A 16,053-nucleotide genomic window follows, 5' to 3' on the forward strand; every position below is an offset into this window, starting at 1 on the left:
CTCATTTATGCTAAGAAAAGAGGTCTATATGATGAAACCGATCCCTCAAATGGAAACTTCGGAGCTTAGAAGCCGGCTTCAAAACGGCGAACAGGTGTACATGATTGATGTCCGCGAGGATGAAGAGGTTGCCGCCGGGATGATCAGCGGTGCCAAGCATATCCCGATGGGCGAGATTCCGAACCGCCTGGACGAAATTCCGCGCGACCAAGAGGTTGTCTTTATCTGCCGGAGCGGCGGACGCAGTCAACACGTATGCGAATTTCTCAATCACCAGGGCTTGAACAACGTGATCAACATGAAGGGCGGCATGCTGCAGTGGCATGACGATGAAGTATAGGCAAGCCGTAAAGAAGGTGCGGGATGAACATGATCCCCGCCTTTTTTTGCTTGTGCTTGAATCCTGCTCGCAAGCTCCCTTGTTTAAACCCTCAGGTCTTATCCATCTCCATGCCAAGCCGGGTCCGCTTATCATCTTAGCCGCGGTAATGCGTTAAAATGTCAGCCGCCACTTCATCCGCGGATCGGCCAACCGTATCCACCATCACGTCCGCAAACCGGTATTTGTCCTTTCGCTCATCGAGGATGCGCCGAACCCTCTCTTCCACATCGCCCGCAAGCAGCGGCCGGTTGGCATCGCCCCGTACGCGTTCCACGATGCTGGCCGCATCCGCTGTGAGGGCAACGACCCAGCCCCCGCGTTTCATTACGTCGCAATTGTCGGAACGAAGGACGGCTCCGCCGCCGGATGCCAGGACGATTCCATCCCGGAGCAAAACGCTGCGCAATGCAGCGGATTCAGCCTCGCGGAAATACGGCTCTCCCTCCGTTTCAAACATCTCGGAAATCGTTCTGCCTTCCATTCTCTCAATTTCCGCATCCAGATCTATCAAGTTGTAGCCGAGCGAGTCTGCCACGAGGCGCCCCACGGTTGACTTGCCCGTCCCCATCATCCCGATCAGAATGATGTTTCTACCCAGCTTATCCAATTTCACACCCCATTCGCTGCTTCACTGTAAAGGTTGTTCATATCATACCACAGCCCCAAATCTTTCGACAATGGACCCGACTCTCTAAATTGTAATCCAAATGCCTCAAGCCAAGCCTCTATTTATGGAGTCTATCTTGTTCCCAAGCATCATACACTGTTACAAGAATGCAAGATTAGAAGAAAGGAATGAACCCATGGTGCCATTTCATCCAACCGGACTCTCTTCCTCGGCCAAGCGGATCCGCCGGATGCTCGATCCATCCTACCCGCTGTGCCGCGAGGACGTGATGTGGGTGCTTCATTTTGTCCAAAAAAAAGTGGCTCTGAAGGATCCTGCGCTGCAAGATCTTTCAAAGCCACGGTTGCTGCAAAATTTCAACAGTTATTGCGAAGCCGCGCTGCTCTTGCTCGGAAGCGGAAACCACTTTCAGACAAAGAACGGCGACATCCGCACCTGTCTCTTAGAAGCCATGCACGGGCTTCCCGAGCTGGCGGAGGCTATCTCCCCTACTAAAGCCCGCACGTTTGAATCGATGCCCTCGATCCCTGAGGACGATATCCATACTGCTGCAAGAGAGCAGAATTAGTCCATCCGGGAAGAGTCGAATTCACGCTGCCGATAAAAGAGCAGGATTACTCCATCCAGTTGTAGTGGAAGGTTCCTTCTTTGTCAACGCGTTTAAAGGTGTGCGCTCCGAAGTAGTCGCGCTGAGCCTGCAGCAGGTTCGCTGGCAGGTTCGCCGTACGGTAGCTGTCGTAGTATGCAAGCGCGCTGGAGAATCCAGGCACCGGAATGCCCAAAGAAACCGCGGAAGCTACGACTTTACGCCATGCATCTTGATAGGATTCGATTATATCGGTAAAGAACGGATCCAGCAGCAGGTTCTTAAGCTCCGGATTGTTCTCATACGCATCGGTGATGTTCTGCAGGAAGCGGGAACGGATAATGCAGCCGCCGCGCCAGATTTTAGCGAGATTGCCGTATTGCAGGTTCCAGCCGTATTCATCAGACGCTACGCGAAGCTGTGCGAAGCCTTGAGCGTAGGATACGATCTTGCTCGCAAACAGCGCTTTGCGCACATTTTCGATGAACTCGGCTTTGTCGCCGTCAAATGCAGCCGTTTTTGGACCATTCAGGATTTTGCTTGCCGCAACGCGCTCTTCTTTCATCGCGGAGAGGAAACGGGAGAATACGGATTCGGTGATCATGGAAAGCGGCACGCCCAGATCCAGGGAGCTTTGGCTTGTCCATTTGCCCGTTCCTTTTTGACCCGCCGTATCCAGGATGACGTCAACCATCGGCTTGCCGGTTTCTTCGTCGTATTTGGAGAAAATGTCAGCCGTGATCTCGATCAGGTAGCTGTCGAGTTCGCCTTGGTTCCACTCCGTGAAGATTCCGTGAAGATCCTTCGCATCGAGGCCGAGTACGTCTTTCAGCAATTGATACGCTTCGCAAATGAGCTGCATATCGCCATATTCGATACCGTTGTGAACCATTTTTACATAATGGCCGGCACCGTCCGGTCCGATATATGTACAGCAAGGCTCTTCGTTAACCTTCGCGGAAATGGCTGTCAGAATAGGCTCAACCAGCTTATAGGCACTTTCCTGTCCGCCTGGCATGATCGATGGGCCTTTCAATGCGCCTTCTTCGCCGCCGGAAACGCCTGCACCGATAAAGTTAAAGCCTTTTTCAGCCAACTCTTTGCTGCGGCGCTGCGTATCAGGGAAATAAGCGTTACCGCCGTCGATGATGATATCGCCTTGGTCCAAATGAGGAATCAGCTGTTCAATCGTAGCGTCCGTAGCTTGTCCTGCCTGTACCATGATCAGGATTTTGCGAGGAGTTTCAAGGGAATCCACGAATTCTTCGATCGAGAACGTTCCCTTCACTTGCTTGCCTTCGGTTTCCTTCAGCATATCTTCCGTTTTTTGCGGAGAGCGGTTATATACGGAAACGGTGAAGCCTTTGCTTTCGATGTTCAGGGCCAGGTTTTTTCCCATTACAGCAAGGCCAATCACACCGATTTGTTGTTTTGACATCTGGTTCTCCATCCTTTGCTCCAATATATTTTTAAACAACCCATCCCTACGAGATGATTTGCAATAATCTTATATTAACGTTTTTCATTTGACAAGTGAACCCCTGTCACAAAATGAGAACACGCGCGAAAACACCCCTTCGGTTTCGGAGTGTTGTTCGTGCTTTACTCTTGTATCGTTCGATGAAGTGAATTACCACTCCAGCCTCATCAGCTCTAAGGAAAGCTCGCGGAGTCTTTGCTTGCAGGCCGCGATTTTGTCCTGATTCCCCTCTTGAAGGGCGGCATGGAGCTTCTCAAGCTCATCATCGGTTTCCAGCCTGGACAGAAGGAGCCGCTGTTCCCCCTCATCCGATTCGAACAACCGCACCATTTCCTGCTCCGTCATCGGCGTCCCCTTCTGAAACAGCACACGCTGCCGGTAACCGGATATTTCCACCAGCCTTATAACCTCGCCAAACAAAATATTCTCGATCAATATCTGCCGGTCCTTGAAACGTTTGACGACAGCGTGGCCACGGGTATTCTCGATCAATTTCTCCATCCATTCCGCAAGCTTGGGATCGCGGATCATATAATCGCCTACCAGCTTAAAACCGCTTCCTGTCCGTTGAAACCGCAGCTTTACCAGCTTGCGTCCGGTTCGGATCGAAATGACAAACTGCGTTTCATTCTCGCTCCAGTAAAGCGAATATCCTTCCTGGATCAATTCCTTGATTAGGTCCTGGATATGCCGGCGATCAAACCGGAGCTCCAGGTTGCAATACTCCACTTCCTCGCTCTTATTCACGGCACTCCCTCCTCCGGTTTACTACCGATCTGAAAAACGACGGTGAAGATTTCCCCCATGGCTGCTTTTGATGTTGTCTTATCTATATCTTATACTCCATCTTATGTAACGGTAACTTGGTTTATTGACTATTTTTAACCCGCATGAAAATACGGTGAAACTTTCCTGGGCCATGCCTGACGTCCACTCGGCTTATGGTATAATGGGTTATCCAAAAGCGGAGTTTAGTAAGTGTTCATCATAAACAACAGGGAGGCCATCACATTCATGACGGTTACCGGATTTAAAGATCAGGATTTCGACGTATTCTCCGTTCCAGGGCTCGAAGCCCGTATGGAGGTTCTCATTGAACGGGTAAGACCCAAGCTTGAGACGCTGGGGGCCGAGCTTGCCCCCTATGTGTCCGCGCTGGTCGGGGAAGAGATGTTTGTGCATGTGGCCAAGCATGCAAGACGAACCGTTAATCCCCCGATTGACACCTGGGTCGCATGGGCTGCCAGCAAACGGGGCTACAAAGCGCTGCCTCATTTTGAGGTGGGCATGTTCGGAACCCATCTATTTGTTATCTTCGCGATTATTTACGAAAGCCCCAACAAAACCGTATTTGCCGGCAACCTGGAAGCCAAGCTCAAGAAAACAGCGAAGGCGCTGCCTAAACATTTCTATTGGTCCATGGATCATATGAATCCGGCAGGCACCCCTCACCAGGATATGAGCGAGGAGGATTTCGTTCGCCTCATTGAGAAGCTGAAACAGGTAAAAAAAGCCGAGGTCATGTGCGGACTGCGCATTCCGCGCGAGGAAGCCGTCAAGCTTGAAGGGGACGAGCTGGTGCAAAAAGTGCAGGAGACGTTTGAGACGCTGCTGCCGCTTTATAAAATGGCGTTTTAAACTGGCGTGAGATATTTACGAAAATGGGCTGCGGATGCAGCTCTTTTTTTAAGATTATAGAATTTATAAATTTTCAGCGAAGCTGAACAATTCTATAATCGCAAGAAAAACTTTCTTTAACCAGCGGTCTGCCTTCTGAGAAAGTACGTCGATTGACGTTTATCTTATGGATGATATTTTAATGAAGGAACGATGAAGAACGCATCCCTCCCCCTTAATATGTCCAAAGTATGAAGCGCTGCCGGTCCGTGCAAAAAAAGCCGGTCATTCTTCTTGCATTCCCCCCCTATTTTGCTATACTCAATTTTGTTTATATAAAAACAGAAATCGACAAATCATAAGAAAATAAACATAAGGAAAGGTTGTGACAACGTCCATGGACCACAGTCGTACACCGCTCTTCACCGCGCTTAAAGAACACGCGGCCAAAAACCCCGTGCAATTTCACATTCCGGGACATAAGAAGGGCCTCGGCACCGATGCCGAATTCAGGGAATTTATAGGGGATAACGCCTTTTCTATAGATTTGATCAATATTGCGCCGCTGGATGATTTGCATCAGCCTACAGGCGTCATTGAAGAAGCCCAGAAGCTGGCCGCCGACGCATTCGGTGCCGACCACACTTACTTCAGTGTCCAAGGGACAAGCGGAGCGATCATGACCATGATCATGTCGGTATGCTCCCCCGGTGATAAAATCATCGTACCGCGCAACGTTCATAAATCCGTGCTTTCCGCCATCATCTTTACCGGTGCCAAGCCTGTGTTCGTATCGCCTGCCCAGGATTCCAATGTGGGGATCGATCACGGGATCACAATCAGCTCTGTACGGAAAGCGCTAAAGCGTCACCCTGACGTCAAAGCCGTACTGGTCATCAATCCGACGTACTTCGGGGTGAGCGCTAACCTGAAGGAAATCGTCGATTTGGCCCACAGTTACAATGTTCCCGTGCTTGTGGACGAAGCGCACGGGGTTCTGATCCATTTTCATGAAGAACTTCCGATGTCGGCAATGGAAGCCGGTGCCGATATGGCTGCGACCAGCGTTCATAAACTCGGCGGATCGATGACCCAAAGCTCCGTGCTGAACGTGAACACCAAGAACGGATACATCAATCCTTACCGCGTGCAGACCATCATCAGTATGCTGACCACAACGTCGACCTCCTACATCCTGCTGGCATCGCTGGATACTTCTCGCCGGAGCCTGGCGCTGCATGGACGGGAAATGGCTGCAAGGACGATTGAATTGGCGCAATATGCACGAAACGAAGTCAACAAAATCGAAGGCCTGTACTGCTTCGGGAAGGAAATACTGGGCGGAGAAGCAACGTACTCCTATGATCCGACCAAGTTGACCGTTCATGTACGCCATCTTGGCATTACGGGATATGAAACCGAAAACTGGCTGCGGGACCACTACAATATTGAAGTGGAGCTCAGCGATATGTACAACATTTTGTGCCTCATTACACCGGGGGACAACCGGGAGACGATCGATATTCTGCTGACGGCGCTCCGAGAGCTTTCGGACCAGTACATGCACGTGAACGAAATTAATGAGCTGGTCGTGAAAACGCCGGAAATTCCGCAGCTGTCGCTTATTCCCCGCGATGCGTTTTATGGGGATACGGAGGTCGTGCCGTTCAAGGAATCGGCCGGACGCATTATTGCCGAATTCATCTATGTCTACCCGCCGGGGATTCCGATTTTGCTTCCGGGCGAAGTGATTTCCCAGGAAAACATCGATTACATTACCGACCATGTCGAGGTCGGCCTGCCTGTCAAAGGTCCTGAGGACCGCAGCATTCAGAACGTGAAAGTCATCGTGGAAACGGATCCTATATTCTAAGGCAAAATACAAAAAACCCGGTGCGAGTGGTTCGCATCGGGTTTTTCGTTAGGGAGTGTTACTCCTGGTTTGCAGCAGCGACCAGTTCGTTGTAAACCGCCTCTACTTCATTCCATTCGTCTTCGTCCTCAATATTGTAAAGAACCATTTCCTCGTTCTCTTCTTCCATACGTAGAATGACGCCGTCCGCTTCCGGATTCTCGCGTTCAAGCAAAAGCGCGTAAAGCTTCTCGCCGACATCAAATGTCTCCACGAGAACCATCTCTACTTCTTTTCCTTCTTCATCCGTCAATGTCAGCACAAACTCTTCATGCTCGTGGTCGTGGTCATGATCGTGACCGCAGCCGCAAGCATCTCCGTGTTCATGTTTGTGTTCGCTCATTGAAAAAACCTCACTTCGGTTAAATTATCATACTTTCGTATCGTATCACGGATAGCTTCTTCAGGTCAATTTTTGCCAAGCGGCGATGGACCCATCAATTTAGGGCGGTAATCACTTTCTCCGCAACTTTCACAAACCCGTCATCCGATTTGACTTTTACATAAAAGCCTACCGAGTATTTTCCGGCCGTTTTGAAATCGTATGTGAAATCATAGGTTCGGAACCAGAAGTTATCCTTGCGGTCCTTCACTTCCTGGGACTGGATGTCCTTGATATTGCCCGAAGGATCCTCAATCGCTACTTTCACGGCATGAATATTGTTGTTTAAGCTGTCTACCTGGCTAAATACATTGAATTTCAGTTTGCCTTTGTTTACGTTGCCGAATACAGTATCTCCTTTAAAGAGAAAAATATGCACATTCGGCTTGACGACCTGGACTTGTCCATTCGCCGAATTCCAGTCCACAGCCCCGTCAAATTCCCGGACCGGCACATAGGTTTTGCCATCAATCAAATATCCGCCATCCTTCAATTCGCGTCCGTTCAGCCAAACCCGAACACGCTCATTGACGGAATCCGCAAACAAAAGGGTGCTGCCACCCATTAAAGAGAGCACTAGCATACATGCCATCACTTTTTTCCACTTCATTTCATACGTTCCCTCCATTGGCTCTTCTTGTTGTTATATGTGTATACTACATGTCAAAAAACAAGTTGCGGACAATTTTGCACTTTGTGGTAAAATTTTTTTCTCGTGGTTCAAGGCTTGATCTTATCACGATTTTTGCAGCATTACGGCTCCGTTTCGAGCATATACTCCGTGTAAATACATAAGAAATTCGTTAAAATACACATAAGCATACTTGGACTATACATCATTTCATCAGGAGGTTTCATCCATTGACACTGACATTGCAAATGCTTGGCACCGGCAGTGCGTTTGCCAAGAACTACTATAACAATAACGCACTGATACATGACGGAAATTTCACGCTGCTCATCGACTGCGGAATCACCGCTCCGTTGGCGCTGCATCAGATGAACAAGACTTTTAACGATGTGGACGCCGTGCTCATCACGCATATTCATGCCGACCATGTTGGCGGTTTGGAGGAGCTTGCGTTTATTATGAAGATGAAATACAATCGCAAACTCCCGCTCTATATTGCTGAAGCGCTGGTGGAACCGATATGGGAACATACACTCAAGGGCGGCTTATACCAGCAGGGACATATCTCTTCCCTACAGGATGTATTTGACGTGCATCCTTTGAAACCGGGCGTGAAGGCCGCTATTTCATCCGGAATCTCGGTGGAGCTGATTCATACGCAGCATATTCCGGGCAAAGACAGCTATTCGCTTTATTTGAACGATCGGATTTTTTACAGCGCGGACATGGTATTCGACCCCATCCTCCTGAAGCAATTGGTAAATGAACGGGATTGCGAAGTGATTCTGCATGAATGCCAGCTGCAGGGCCCGGGGGAGGTGCACACGACACTCGATGAACTGCTCAGCCTGCCTCAAGAAATTCAGGAGCGCACCTATCTGATGCATTACAGCGATGAGGTCGAAGCTTTCATCGGCAAGACCGGAAACATGGAATTCGTGGAGCAGCAGCGGGTATACGAATTGTAGTTCAATATGCGTCAATGCATAGTTTACGAGGGTTCCCGGGAATAATAAGGCCGGGAGGCGATTCATATGGATCAACAACAAGAAGTAGTAGGCGTACGTAAAAATGGTGATGGCGACATCATCGAACTAAAGCTGGATAACGGCAGCGTCGTGGACTACAAGACGGCCCAACAGATGGCCAAGAATAAGGAAATCAAGAACCTGAACGTATTCCGTGGACGTGATGGAGACGAACATCTTCGTTCCAATGCGGATGGCGATCCAAGCAACAACCTGGACAATTTGCCGACGTTCTAATTCATGCGCAAAAGACCTCGAGGCGATGCTCGAGGTCTTTTCTTTTTTTGGGGACGATGCGGAATGACCGGCATCTTATTTGGTTTGGTTAGAGGCCTACAATTCCTTTTTCATGCGAACATGGGGAATGCCTGCATCATCAAACGGCTCGTCCGAAATCGTCTCATACCCGAGCTTGCGGTAAAAAGCCTCTGCCTGCACCTGTGCATCGAGCACGGAATATTGCAGCTTTAGTTCGCGAGCCTGCGCTTCCAGCGCCATCATCAGCACACGGCCAATCCCTTTGGAACGGAACGGCTTCCGCACCGCGATCCGCTGCATTTTGGCGGAATCCTTATTGTAATAGGTAATACGCCCGGTTGCGGCGTACTGCCCCTCCGACTTGATCAAGACATGGTGTGCATCCGATTCCAGGCGGTCGTAATCATCGATCTCCAAATCGATCGGCACCTTCTGTTCTAGGACAAACACATCCTTTCGGATATCCAGCGCCTGCTGCAACTGCTCTTCCGTTGATACATTGATGATTTCTGCTGCCATTTCAACACCTCTTTATGTAGAATCATTTCCTCGTGATATCGCAGGTCGAGATATTATACAAAATATTCGTTTTCCTGTATAGTAGTAGAAGCTAAGGTCTTCACGAAAGGAGCATTGCCTTTATGAGCATGGGAGCCACGATATTTTGGGCTGTGGTCATTGCTGCCCTGATCATCTATCCCACTTTCTGGACGATCAAAAAAGGTTATTCCCGCAAATGGGATGAGGAATAGCATCGGCCGTCTTACAACAAGCCGCCAGCCTGCCAGCCGGCGGTTTGTTCTGCTCACGGTTCGATCAGAGATCATCATGATGGTTGGCCCGCGTTAAGCATAATGCCGTTCCTGGAGCTCTTTATGGATGGAGATCCCTTAACGTGTCCGCCGCATCCATCGGGGATACCGGCTCCAGCGCCCCGCTTCCCTGCTTGGAATATACGTCCTGATCAACAGAGCGCCCGTACACATCCAGCATCACGGGCGCTGCAGGGGCATGCAGCGGCTCCAATTGCACCGATGTTCTTTCCGGGACACTGCAGCCGCCGCCCGCAATAGATACCGCCAATAACGAGAACACCAGTCCTACTCGCTTGATACGATGGGATTTCCCACCTGTCATGCCATTCACGCTCCTTCATTGGCAAAATCATGTTGTATTTAGTCTGAACCGGAACGTGGTATTTTATAACGAGAAAACCATTGACAGCCGCCTTGTCTGCTGGTAATATATGAATTACCTTTTTAAATATTTCATGATCTGTTAGCTCAGCTGGGAGAGCACTATCTTGACAGGGTAGGGGTCAGTGGTTCGAGCCCACTACAGATCATCACGAGGAGCCCTTGCGCAGCAAGGGTTTTTCTCTTTTCTTCTAATGGTTGTCTATCTGAATTTCACTTTTTGGGGACGAATTGGGGGACAGAGTCAGTTAGACACTACTTTTAAGCCCGCTTTTTGGTCTTATTTGACCTCATTTCTACTATTATAATCATTTGTTCAAGGGTAACGCCTTCTTTATATAAAGAAAGATAAAAAGAACCCCCTCAGTCTACGCCAACGGGATTACATTTGCCGAGTATTTTCAATTTGCCGAAACTATGTCATTAATCTTTATCCATTCCCATTCGCCTATTCCGGTAGCCAGCTTGATTTCACGTCGGTAGGTGTGAATTACGGATACCGTGCCGGTCAGTTCCTGGTCCTCATATTCATCGAACAAACGCAATTTGATTGTACGGTGCGTATGAAATGACTCTGCGAGCGCCTGCTCAATCAATTCCATTTCCTGCGGATCAAGAACCGGTTTAGTTCTTCCTACCCTCTTCCAGCTGCCGGCGGATGATCGTTTCTTTATGTTCCGGAAGCATCATCCGGCTATATCCCAAAGACCGTTACCTTCAAGCTTTTTACGTGTCGTTGTCATTTATAGTGTCCTCCGATCTTAACCGAAACGTGATGTTAAAACATTTACGCAATTTCGTTACATCCCAGCCTTATTATGTATACAAAAAAACCTTGAGGTTATTTAAACCCCAAGGATTTTTCGTTATTCTTCTTTCCAAACAGTATACCAATGTGTTGCTGTAGATTTATCATCATCTATGTACCAAAAAAAGTACTCCACTCCATCAACTGTAATGTAATGTAATGGCGTGAAATAGTCTCTGCTGTACTGACTTTTTGGGTACATATAACCCGCTTTTACTTTACATGGGTTACAATATTGAGGCGTTATCTCAGATTCTGTCTGTGAGATAGGACTTGCAGATACTGGCGCTGCTACAGTCATAAAAGCAGCAATGATCGAAAAGAATATTACAAATTTTTTCCCCATTCTAACCACGCTAACACCTCCAGATATTTATAAAAGTTAATTTACATAACCCATATCAATTGTATCATCTGGATATCATTGGAGTATATAGTATGTTAGAACCATTAAATGGTATAATTATGTATTTTTCATTCCAGATTTATCTTTGTCAATTGTTCGCATTTGTCCGGGCTATTTTTAGAATAGATGACATGACATTAATCCTACCATTACTTCTCGCCTCTTTATTACATAGCCAAGCGCTATAATTCAGGTAAAGAGGTGTTTCTATGTTTATTGAACCGATGTTACTCGCAACAGCGCCCGCTCCATTCTCAGACTCGCGCTTCATATTTGAACCTAAAATCGATGGCAACCGCTTGATTTTTTCGCAGCAGAATGGCGTTGTTCGATGGCTGGCGGCCGTACTGCACTTGATAACGCAAAAATGCGCCCAGCCCGTATTATCGAGCTAGGCGCAAATCCTACGCATAAAAAGGCGTTTTATAACGTTATAAAGTCGTTAGTATCGGAGAGGACCGCAATTTCGTCTACGTTGATCTGCGGATTAGAGCACATGTGAGAAGGCGGAACTGGACGAGATCCGGAATGCTACGGAGTCCGGTGTTTACGGACTTTATTTTCTAGACTTAAAGAATTCTCTATCTTGCATTTCATAATATTTACCCATAAGTACTTCCTGATGATGATCAAGATCTAAATGTATTTGTTCAGCTTTTTGTAAGTATTTATCAATAATCTATCTTCCCGCTGCCAATGAGCTCATCCGCAATGAACACAACGATTGGCATCTGATCGAGCATCGCAGTATAACCGATAGAAGACAAAGAAAAAGGACCCCCGATAGCCTAAGCCGGTAGGGATCCTCTCACATAAATACAACTGTTCAAATCACGTAGGGGCTTTGTCATCCGGGGGAGTATTATACCCAAAAAGAACCTAAAATGATGACCAACAAGATAAAGAGAACAAGAACTGCTCCGACTGAGTTTTTACCGCCGTATCCACCTTCGTAACCAACTTCACCCATGAGGACTCCTCCTTTCAACGATCTCGATACAAAGTATTCAAAAACTCAAGCAATGCTAGGGCCAATATTCTTATTAACAAAAAAAAACGCCAGCCTAAGCCAGCGAGGTTCTTTTTACCGATGCGGCGCTGACCACATGGATATCACGGGTTGTGTGTTACCCGAGTTTTTTCTCCTTCCCGTCAATGGGGACGGAAAATGGAGCATATGACGCCGTACAAAAAGAGGAAGCTGTCACAAAAGCCATAAAAATGACTGCGGGACAGCTTCTTTTTTTTAAAGAAGGAAACCTGAGTTGTAGTTGGCGGGCTACACTCTCATGTATATTCACAGAAATGCCACTTTGCTAATCATTTTCATATGTACATCATCCAAAAATACATAGGGGCTGCAACAACTCCCTCACGTTAAAAACTTCACCCAAGCAGCAATCGAGATAGGCTTGAAAATTAGGCTAAACACTTAGTTAATTACCCAAGCTTATACATAAGTGACCACATATTAATAATATGACTCTAAACAAAGGAGGAATAACCATGAGCGCTGATGCCGGGTATGGCTATGGCCGTAGTGCTGCTTTTGTCTTGGTTCTGTACATTCTTCTCGTTATCATTTTGGCAGCAGGTTTTTGGATCTAAAAAATAATGAAAACAGAAGCTGTTCCAAAAAGCCATGAAATGGCTGCGGGACAGCCCATTTCATAAAAAAAAACCATTCAGCGAGTCTCGGGGGACGATGGGGGAAACTAAAGAGGGCCAAGTCCCCGTCTTTTGTCCTTACCTAAGACGCAAAAAAATCAATCGAATATCGGTGCTTGATCCCATTCCAACTTAAATTGAGAACCAAACTTTCTGACAGAGTCTATATCATCCGTAAGCGTGAAATCTTGATCAGCCCCAAAAAAGCCCAACTCATAAATACCTTCTGATTGGCTTCTTCTCCAGCTTAATTGATAGAGATGTTTTTCGAATGACATATATAATCCATCTAATTTGAATCCATTCAGTGTGTCCAACGGAAATTCCGTAGTTACTGTAATATAATTACGAATCGTTAGATTCGTCCAACCGAAATTCAAATCATAGATGAATCGGTTGGAATCATAAAATTTAAAGTTGATTTGGCATCCTTCGTACTTTCCAGGGATACGAGATATAAAATGAAATTCGGCTCGTGTCCCCTCATCCGTGCAATCTCTAAGCACAGGCATCTCTATACCTCCTGCCGACTCAATGTGTCGTCCAGTAATCCGCAGCTCTTTCCACTCTTTGAATGGGCTGTGCCTCTTCTTTCAGCACAATCAGGCTCTGCAATTCCCGCTTGTTCTTAAACATAATATAGCCTTGTTCCTCCAATGAAGCTATGCCCTCCATAATTTCGTTCGGTTTACGTCCCGTTAGGTACTTAAGTAACCGTAAGGTCGGGACACGGCTGCGATGCGCCGGATAGTTGATCAAAATTCGGAGCAGTTTTCGTTCCAGATCAGGAAGCATGCGAACCTCTTCCTTTCTGGGGCCTCCAGGACAGGATGTTGTTTTCATTGAATACCCGGGGCTTTCCCGTCTCCAGGCACGTTGCCCGAATCCGCTGATCCTTAATGCTGTGTATCTGTATTTTGCGCTGGGTAATGTTGCCCTTACGGTCTTCGTATATGATTTCTACGATTTGCTCCAGGTATTTCTCAAACATGATGCACTCACCTCTGATAAGAACATTTGTTTGTATTATATGCGAACACTCGTTCTTTTATCAATGTTAATTTTACCCTAATCGGCTTGGCATCCATTACTAACAAACTCGCAATCATTGGAGCATCGATGGAACCGACCGTTAAGGACTCAGCTGTAGCTTCCTAAGTCATAATAAAAACCGGCGCCAACCGGCACCGGCTACTACGACCCATATCTCATTCAACAACCATGAACTTACCACAAATTTGGTGTACCCCAGTCCCCGTATCAATTGGATCAAGATTTATTTCAAAAGTTCTTCCGGCGTCTCTCCGCTATACACAAATACGGGACTTGCAGTATTAACGACAAATACGGCCACCAACGTCAGTGCAGATGCGATGAACGAAAAAAAACGATGACGAATCTTATGGATCCATAACATGAGCTTGTCCTCCTTTCCAGCGTAATAAACTAATAGCCTGGATTAAAAATATGACAGCCAATGTTGGGGACTGAAGGACAAAATTGAACATCACGATGAAGCAGCTAATCAAGCGGAGCTTAGAGTAATGCTTGCTCGGTATCCGGGATTGTCTCTCGATTCGGCTGGGAGCAAACAGCATAACCAGCAACAGACTAAGCGCATTCATAACGAGCACAGCTGCAATCCCCATATCAACGAAAGTCACCAAGGTAAACAGTGCTGTCGTGAACGCAATACAGCCGGCCCCCGTCTTAAGGTGATACCCTCCCGAGAATTGCCTCAGTATTGCGAAGCCCGTCAAGGCTATGACCGCCTCTCTCACGTTACCCGAGAAGATCGAAATCAGCAGCGTGAATACGACAATGAACATCACGTTGAATAGAATGGCGAGCGCGTGCTTCAAAACAGGAACGGAGGACGGATGATCAGGAACCTGACGTTTGATCCTCTCCGCTATCCGCTCTGACAGCCCTTCTATGATCATAAGACTCCCGCTCCTCTGTATTGATGGCATAATACAAGAAGATTCCAAATGTGATTCCAAAGAAGAGAAGATGCAGCCACAGGCGGTTGAGGTAAAACAGAATGGCAATTAATATCAGCACTACGATAATTAAAGCGATCAACAGAATATGTTCAAATTTAATGCGCAGCTTCTCCAGGTCGTACTTAAACCCGATACCGAACCTGTACATCAACCAGGATATCAGCAGTCCCGTCGCTCCTGACAGAACTTGAAGGATGTAACCTTTGGCAGGATCGGTCTGAATGGCATTGATCGATCCGAACACCGTAGTCAAATAGGCGGTTTGAATCAACGCGTAGAACATGTAGCCTATAATGGTGCAAATCGCCGACCAAATGACTGGAATTTTAATGATGGCCGAGAACAAGAACACAAAGATCATTACCGTAATAAGCGGGGCAAGAAAATCGAGCGAGAGTTCATTCCGCATGATGTAACTCTGTAGATTGGCAAGGATCATAACCAGCAGGGCTTGCCATATGTACTCCGTTGTTTTAAATCTAAGCAATGTCATGATCAGTGAATAAATCGCCAGTGTTTCAAAAGTCGAAAACACCATAAACCAAATAGCTTCCATTCAAAGATTTCCTCCCTACACCGTAAAGAAATGGTTTAATGTGTACAACGCCACTTCCCGATTCATCCTGGCTGAGCTGAATGGTTATAACGTCTCTAAGAAACGTATATCTTCAGCCTTCAGATTCTATCGAGTCGTCCCTGAATGATGCATGTTCTTGAGGTCAATTCCGATGGCGCCTGCCATTTCTTATATGTCTGGAGGCTCTGATGAAAAATGCAATAACATCGAACGGCGTCAATAGCTCCGGCTGGTATACAATTACCAAGCACAACGGCCCGGAACTTATAACGCCAAGACGAAGCAAACCACTGCAACGTTCAATCCGCAAAACAAAAAACGAGCATCAATGATCAAGAATCCACGACCTTATGAACATGACTAAGCCAGAATAAACTCGTGTCGCACGATGCGTAACATCCTGACATCATCATCTAAGTCGATTATATAAGGCCATGTAGGCATAACAACAGGTAATTAAATACATATGTGGGGGAATCCATCATGGA

General features: G+C 47.1%; 23 protein-coding genes and 1 tRNA gene. 8 read left to right on the top strand and 16 right to left on the bottom strand.

What is annotated here, in order from left to right:
• The first annotated feature begins 31 nt into the window (after window positions 1–31).
• Complete coding sequence (locus AC3RCL_RS20810) at window positions 32–340, top strand: rhodanese-like domain-containing protein (RefSeq protein ID WP_175320732.1); 309 nt, start codon at window positions 32–34, stop codon at window positions 338–340.
• 136 nt (window positions 341–476) lie between these two features.
• Here the strand turns inward: AC3RCL_RS20810 and AC3RCL_RS20815 are convergent, their stop codons facing one another.
• Window positions 477–995, bottom strand: coding sequence for a shikimate kinase (locus tag AC3RCL_RS20815; protein ID WP_015734304.1), 519 nt, complete (start codon window positions 993–995; stop codon window positions 477–479).
• Between the two features lie 190 nt (window positions 996–1,185).
• On the opposite strand from AC3RCL_RS20815, the gene AC3RCL_RS20820 reads away from it, so the two are divergent.
• Window positions 1,186–1,578 carry a hypothetical protein gene (locus tag AC3RCL_RS20820; protein WP_492531701.1) on the top strand — a complete coding sequence of 131 codons (393 nt, stop codon included), beginning with the start codon at window positions 1,186–1,188 and terminating at the stop codon, window positions 1,576–1,578.
• A 46-nt stretch (window positions 1,579–1,624) separates the two neighbouring features.
• Here AC3RCL_RS20820 and gnd read toward each other — a convergent pair whose 3' ends face one another.
• Entirely contained in the window at window positions 1,625–3,034 is a 1,410-nt protein-coding gene (gene gnd, locus AC3RCL_RS20825; protein WP_175320731.1) for an NADP-dependent phosphogluconate dehydrogenase, read from the bottom strand.
• Window positions 3,035–3,226: 192 nt separating this feature from the next.
• The gene (locus AC3RCL_RS20830; RefSeq protein ID WP_015734302.1) at window positions 3,227–3,823 is read right to left on the bottom strand and encodes a YkzI domain-containing protein; all 597 of its coding nucleotides are present in this window, start codon (window positions 3,821–3,823) and stop codon (window positions 3,227–3,229) included.
• A 267-nt stretch (window positions 3,824–4,090) separates the two neighbouring features.
• On the opposite strand from AC3RCL_RS20830, the gene AC3RCL_RS20835 reads away from it, so the two are divergent.
• Entirely contained in the window at window positions 4,091–4,714 is a 624-nt protein-coding gene (locus tag AC3RCL_RS20835) for a DUF1054 domain-containing protein (RefSeq protein WP_009589608.1), read from the top strand.
• Between the two features lie 376 nt (window positions 4,715–5,090).
• Window positions 5,091–6,566 (top strand): aminotransferase class I/II-fold pyridoxal phosphate-dependent enzyme, encoded by a 1,476-nt coding sequence (locus tag AC3RCL_RS20840; RefSeq protein WP_096773119.1) that lies wholly within the window; start codon window positions 5,091–5,093, stop codon window positions 6,564–6,566.
• 58 nt (window positions 6,567–6,624) lie between these two features.
• On the opposite strand, the gene AC3RCL_RS20845 is transcribed toward AC3RCL_RS20840, so the two are convergent.
• Both AC3RCL_RS20845 and AC3RCL_RS20850 read right to left on the bottom strand, forming a co-directional pair.
• On the bottom strand, window positions 6,625–6,948 hold the full coding sequence (locus tag AC3RCL_RS20845) for a DUF1292 domain-containing protein (protein ID WP_009589641.1): 324 nt from the start codon (window positions 6,946–6,948) through the stop codon (window positions 6,625–6,627).
• Between the two features lie 94 nt (window positions 6,949–7,042).
• On the bottom strand, window positions 7,043–7,597 hold the full coding sequence (locus AC3RCL_RS20850) for a copper amine oxidase (protein ID WP_015734300.1): 555 nt from the start codon (window positions 7,595–7,597) through the stop codon (window positions 7,043–7,045).
• Between the two features lie 251 nt (window positions 7,598–7,848).
• Between AC3RCL_RS20850 and AC3RCL_RS20855 the strand changes: the two genes are divergently transcribed.
• Window positions 7,849–8,586: an MBL fold metallo-hydrolase gene (locus AC3RCL_RS20855; protein WP_192569183.1), complete on the top strand. Its 738-nt coding sequence runs from the start codon at window positions 7,849–7,851 to the stop codon at window positions 8,584–8,586.
• A 66-nt stretch (window positions 8,587–8,652) separates the two neighbouring features.
• On the top strand, window positions 8,653–8,883 hold the full coding sequence (locus AC3RCL_RS20860; protein ID WP_015734298.1) for a DUF3892 domain-containing protein: 231 nt from the start codon (window positions 8,653–8,655) through the stop codon (window positions 8,881–8,883).
• Window positions 8,884–8,979: 96 nt separating this feature from the next.
• Here AC3RCL_RS20860 and AC3RCL_RS20865 read toward each other — a convergent pair whose 3' ends face one another.
• Window positions 8,980–9,423 (bottom strand): GNAT family N-acetyltransferase, encoded by a 444-nt coding sequence (locus AC3RCL_RS20865; protein WP_015734297.1) that lies wholly within the window; start codon window positions 9,421–9,423, stop codon window positions 8,980–8,982.
• Window positions 9,424–9,777: 354 nt separating this feature from the next.
• Window positions 9,778–10,041, bottom strand: a complete 264-nt coding sequence (locus AC3RCL_RS20870) for a hypothetical protein (protein ID WP_096773116.1) — start codon at window positions 10,039–10,041, stop codon at window positions 9,778–9,780.
• Window positions 10,042–10,176: 135 nt separating this feature from the next.
• Between AC3RCL_RS20870 and AC3RCL_RS20875 the strand changes: the two genes are divergently transcribed.
• A tRNA-Val gene (locus tag AC3RCL_RS20875) sits at window positions 10,177–10,249 on the top strand.
• 252 nt (window positions 10,250–10,501) lie between these two features.
• Here the strand turns inward: AC3RCL_RS20875 and AC3RCL_RS20880 are convergent.
• The 3 genes from AC3RCL_RS20880 to AC3RCL_RS20890 all read right to left on the bottom strand — a co-directional run bounded on the left by AC3RCL_RS20880 (window position 10,502) and on the right by AC3RCL_RS20890 (window position 12,284).
• The gene (locus AC3RCL_RS20880; protein WP_492531707.1) at window positions 10,502–10,702 is read right to left on the bottom strand and encodes a YolD-like family protein; all 201 of its coding nucleotides are present in this window, start codon (window positions 10,700–10,702) and stop codon (window positions 10,502–10,504) included.
• Window positions 10,703–10,966: 264 nt separating this feature from the next.
• Window positions 10,967–11,263 carry a hypothetical protein gene (locus AC3RCL_RS20885; protein WP_452519971.1) on the bottom strand — a complete coding sequence of 99 codons (297 nt, stop codon included), beginning with the start codon at window positions 11,261–11,263 and terminating at the stop codon, window positions 10,967–10,969.
• Between the two features lie 913 nt (window positions 11,264–12,176).
• Entirely contained in the window at window positions 12,177–12,284 is a 108-nt protein-coding gene (locus AC3RCL_RS20890) for a sporulation protein YjcZ (RefSeq protein WP_192569185.1), read from the bottom strand.
• 536 nt (window positions 12,285–12,820) lie between these two features.
• Here AC3RCL_RS20890 and AC3RCL_RS20895 point away from each other — a divergent pair.
• Window positions 12,821–12,922 (top strand): YjcZ family sporulation protein, encoded by a 102-nt coding sequence (locus AC3RCL_RS20895; RefSeq protein WP_096773114.1) that lies wholly within the window; start codon window positions 12,821–12,823, stop codon window positions 12,920–12,922.
• A 158-nt stretch (window positions 12,923–13,080) separates the two neighbouring features.
• On the opposite strand, the gene AC3RCL_RS20900 is transcribed toward AC3RCL_RS20895, so the two are convergent.
• The 6 genes from AC3RCL_RS20900 to AC3RCL_RS20925 all read right to left on the bottom strand — a co-directional run bounded on the left by AC3RCL_RS20900 (window position 13,081) and on the right by AC3RCL_RS20925 (window position 15,544).
• Entirely contained in the window at window positions 13,081–13,494 is a 414-nt protein-coding gene (locus AC3RCL_RS20900) for a hypothetical protein (protein ID WP_492531710.1), read from the bottom strand.
• A 19-nt stretch (window positions 13,495–13,513) separates the two neighbouring features.
• Entirely contained in the window at window positions 13,514–13,777 is a 264-nt protein-coding gene (locus AC3RCL_RS20905) for a hypothetical protein (RefSeq protein WP_492531712.1), read from the bottom strand.
• On the bottom strand, window positions 13,767–13,973 hold the full coding sequence (locus AC3RCL_RS20910; RefSeq protein WP_492531714.1) for a hypothetical protein: 207 nt from the start codon (window positions 13,971–13,973) through the stop codon (window positions 13,767–13,769). The genes AC3RCL_RS20905 and AC3RCL_RS20910 overlap by 11 nt, the downstream gene beginning before the upstream one ends.
• 285 nt (window positions 13,974–14,258) lie before the next feature.
• Complete coding sequence (locus tag AC3RCL_RS20915; RefSeq protein ID WP_009589655.1) at window positions 14,259–14,399, bottom strand: cyclic lactone autoinducer peptide; 141 nt, start codon at window positions 14,397–14,399, stop codon at window positions 14,259–14,261.
• Window positions 14,383–14,925: an accessory gene regulator ArgB-like protein gene (locus AC3RCL_RS20920; RefSeq protein WP_051425425.1), complete on the bottom strand. Its 543-nt coding sequence runs from the start codon at window positions 14,923–14,925 to the stop codon at window positions 14,383–14,385. Before AC3RCL_RS20920 ends, AC3RCL_RS20915 begins: the two co-directional genes overlap by 17 nt.
• Entirely contained in the window at window positions 14,867–15,544 is a 678-nt protein-coding gene (locus tag AC3RCL_RS20925) for a hypothetical protein (protein ID WP_492531717.1), read from the bottom strand. Before AC3RCL_RS20925 ends, AC3RCL_RS20920 begins: the two co-directional genes overlap by 59 nt.
• Between the last annotated feature and the right edge of the window lie 509 nt (window positions 15,545–16,053).

It is taken from the genome of Paenibacillus sp. MT86 (assembly GCF_058792535.1).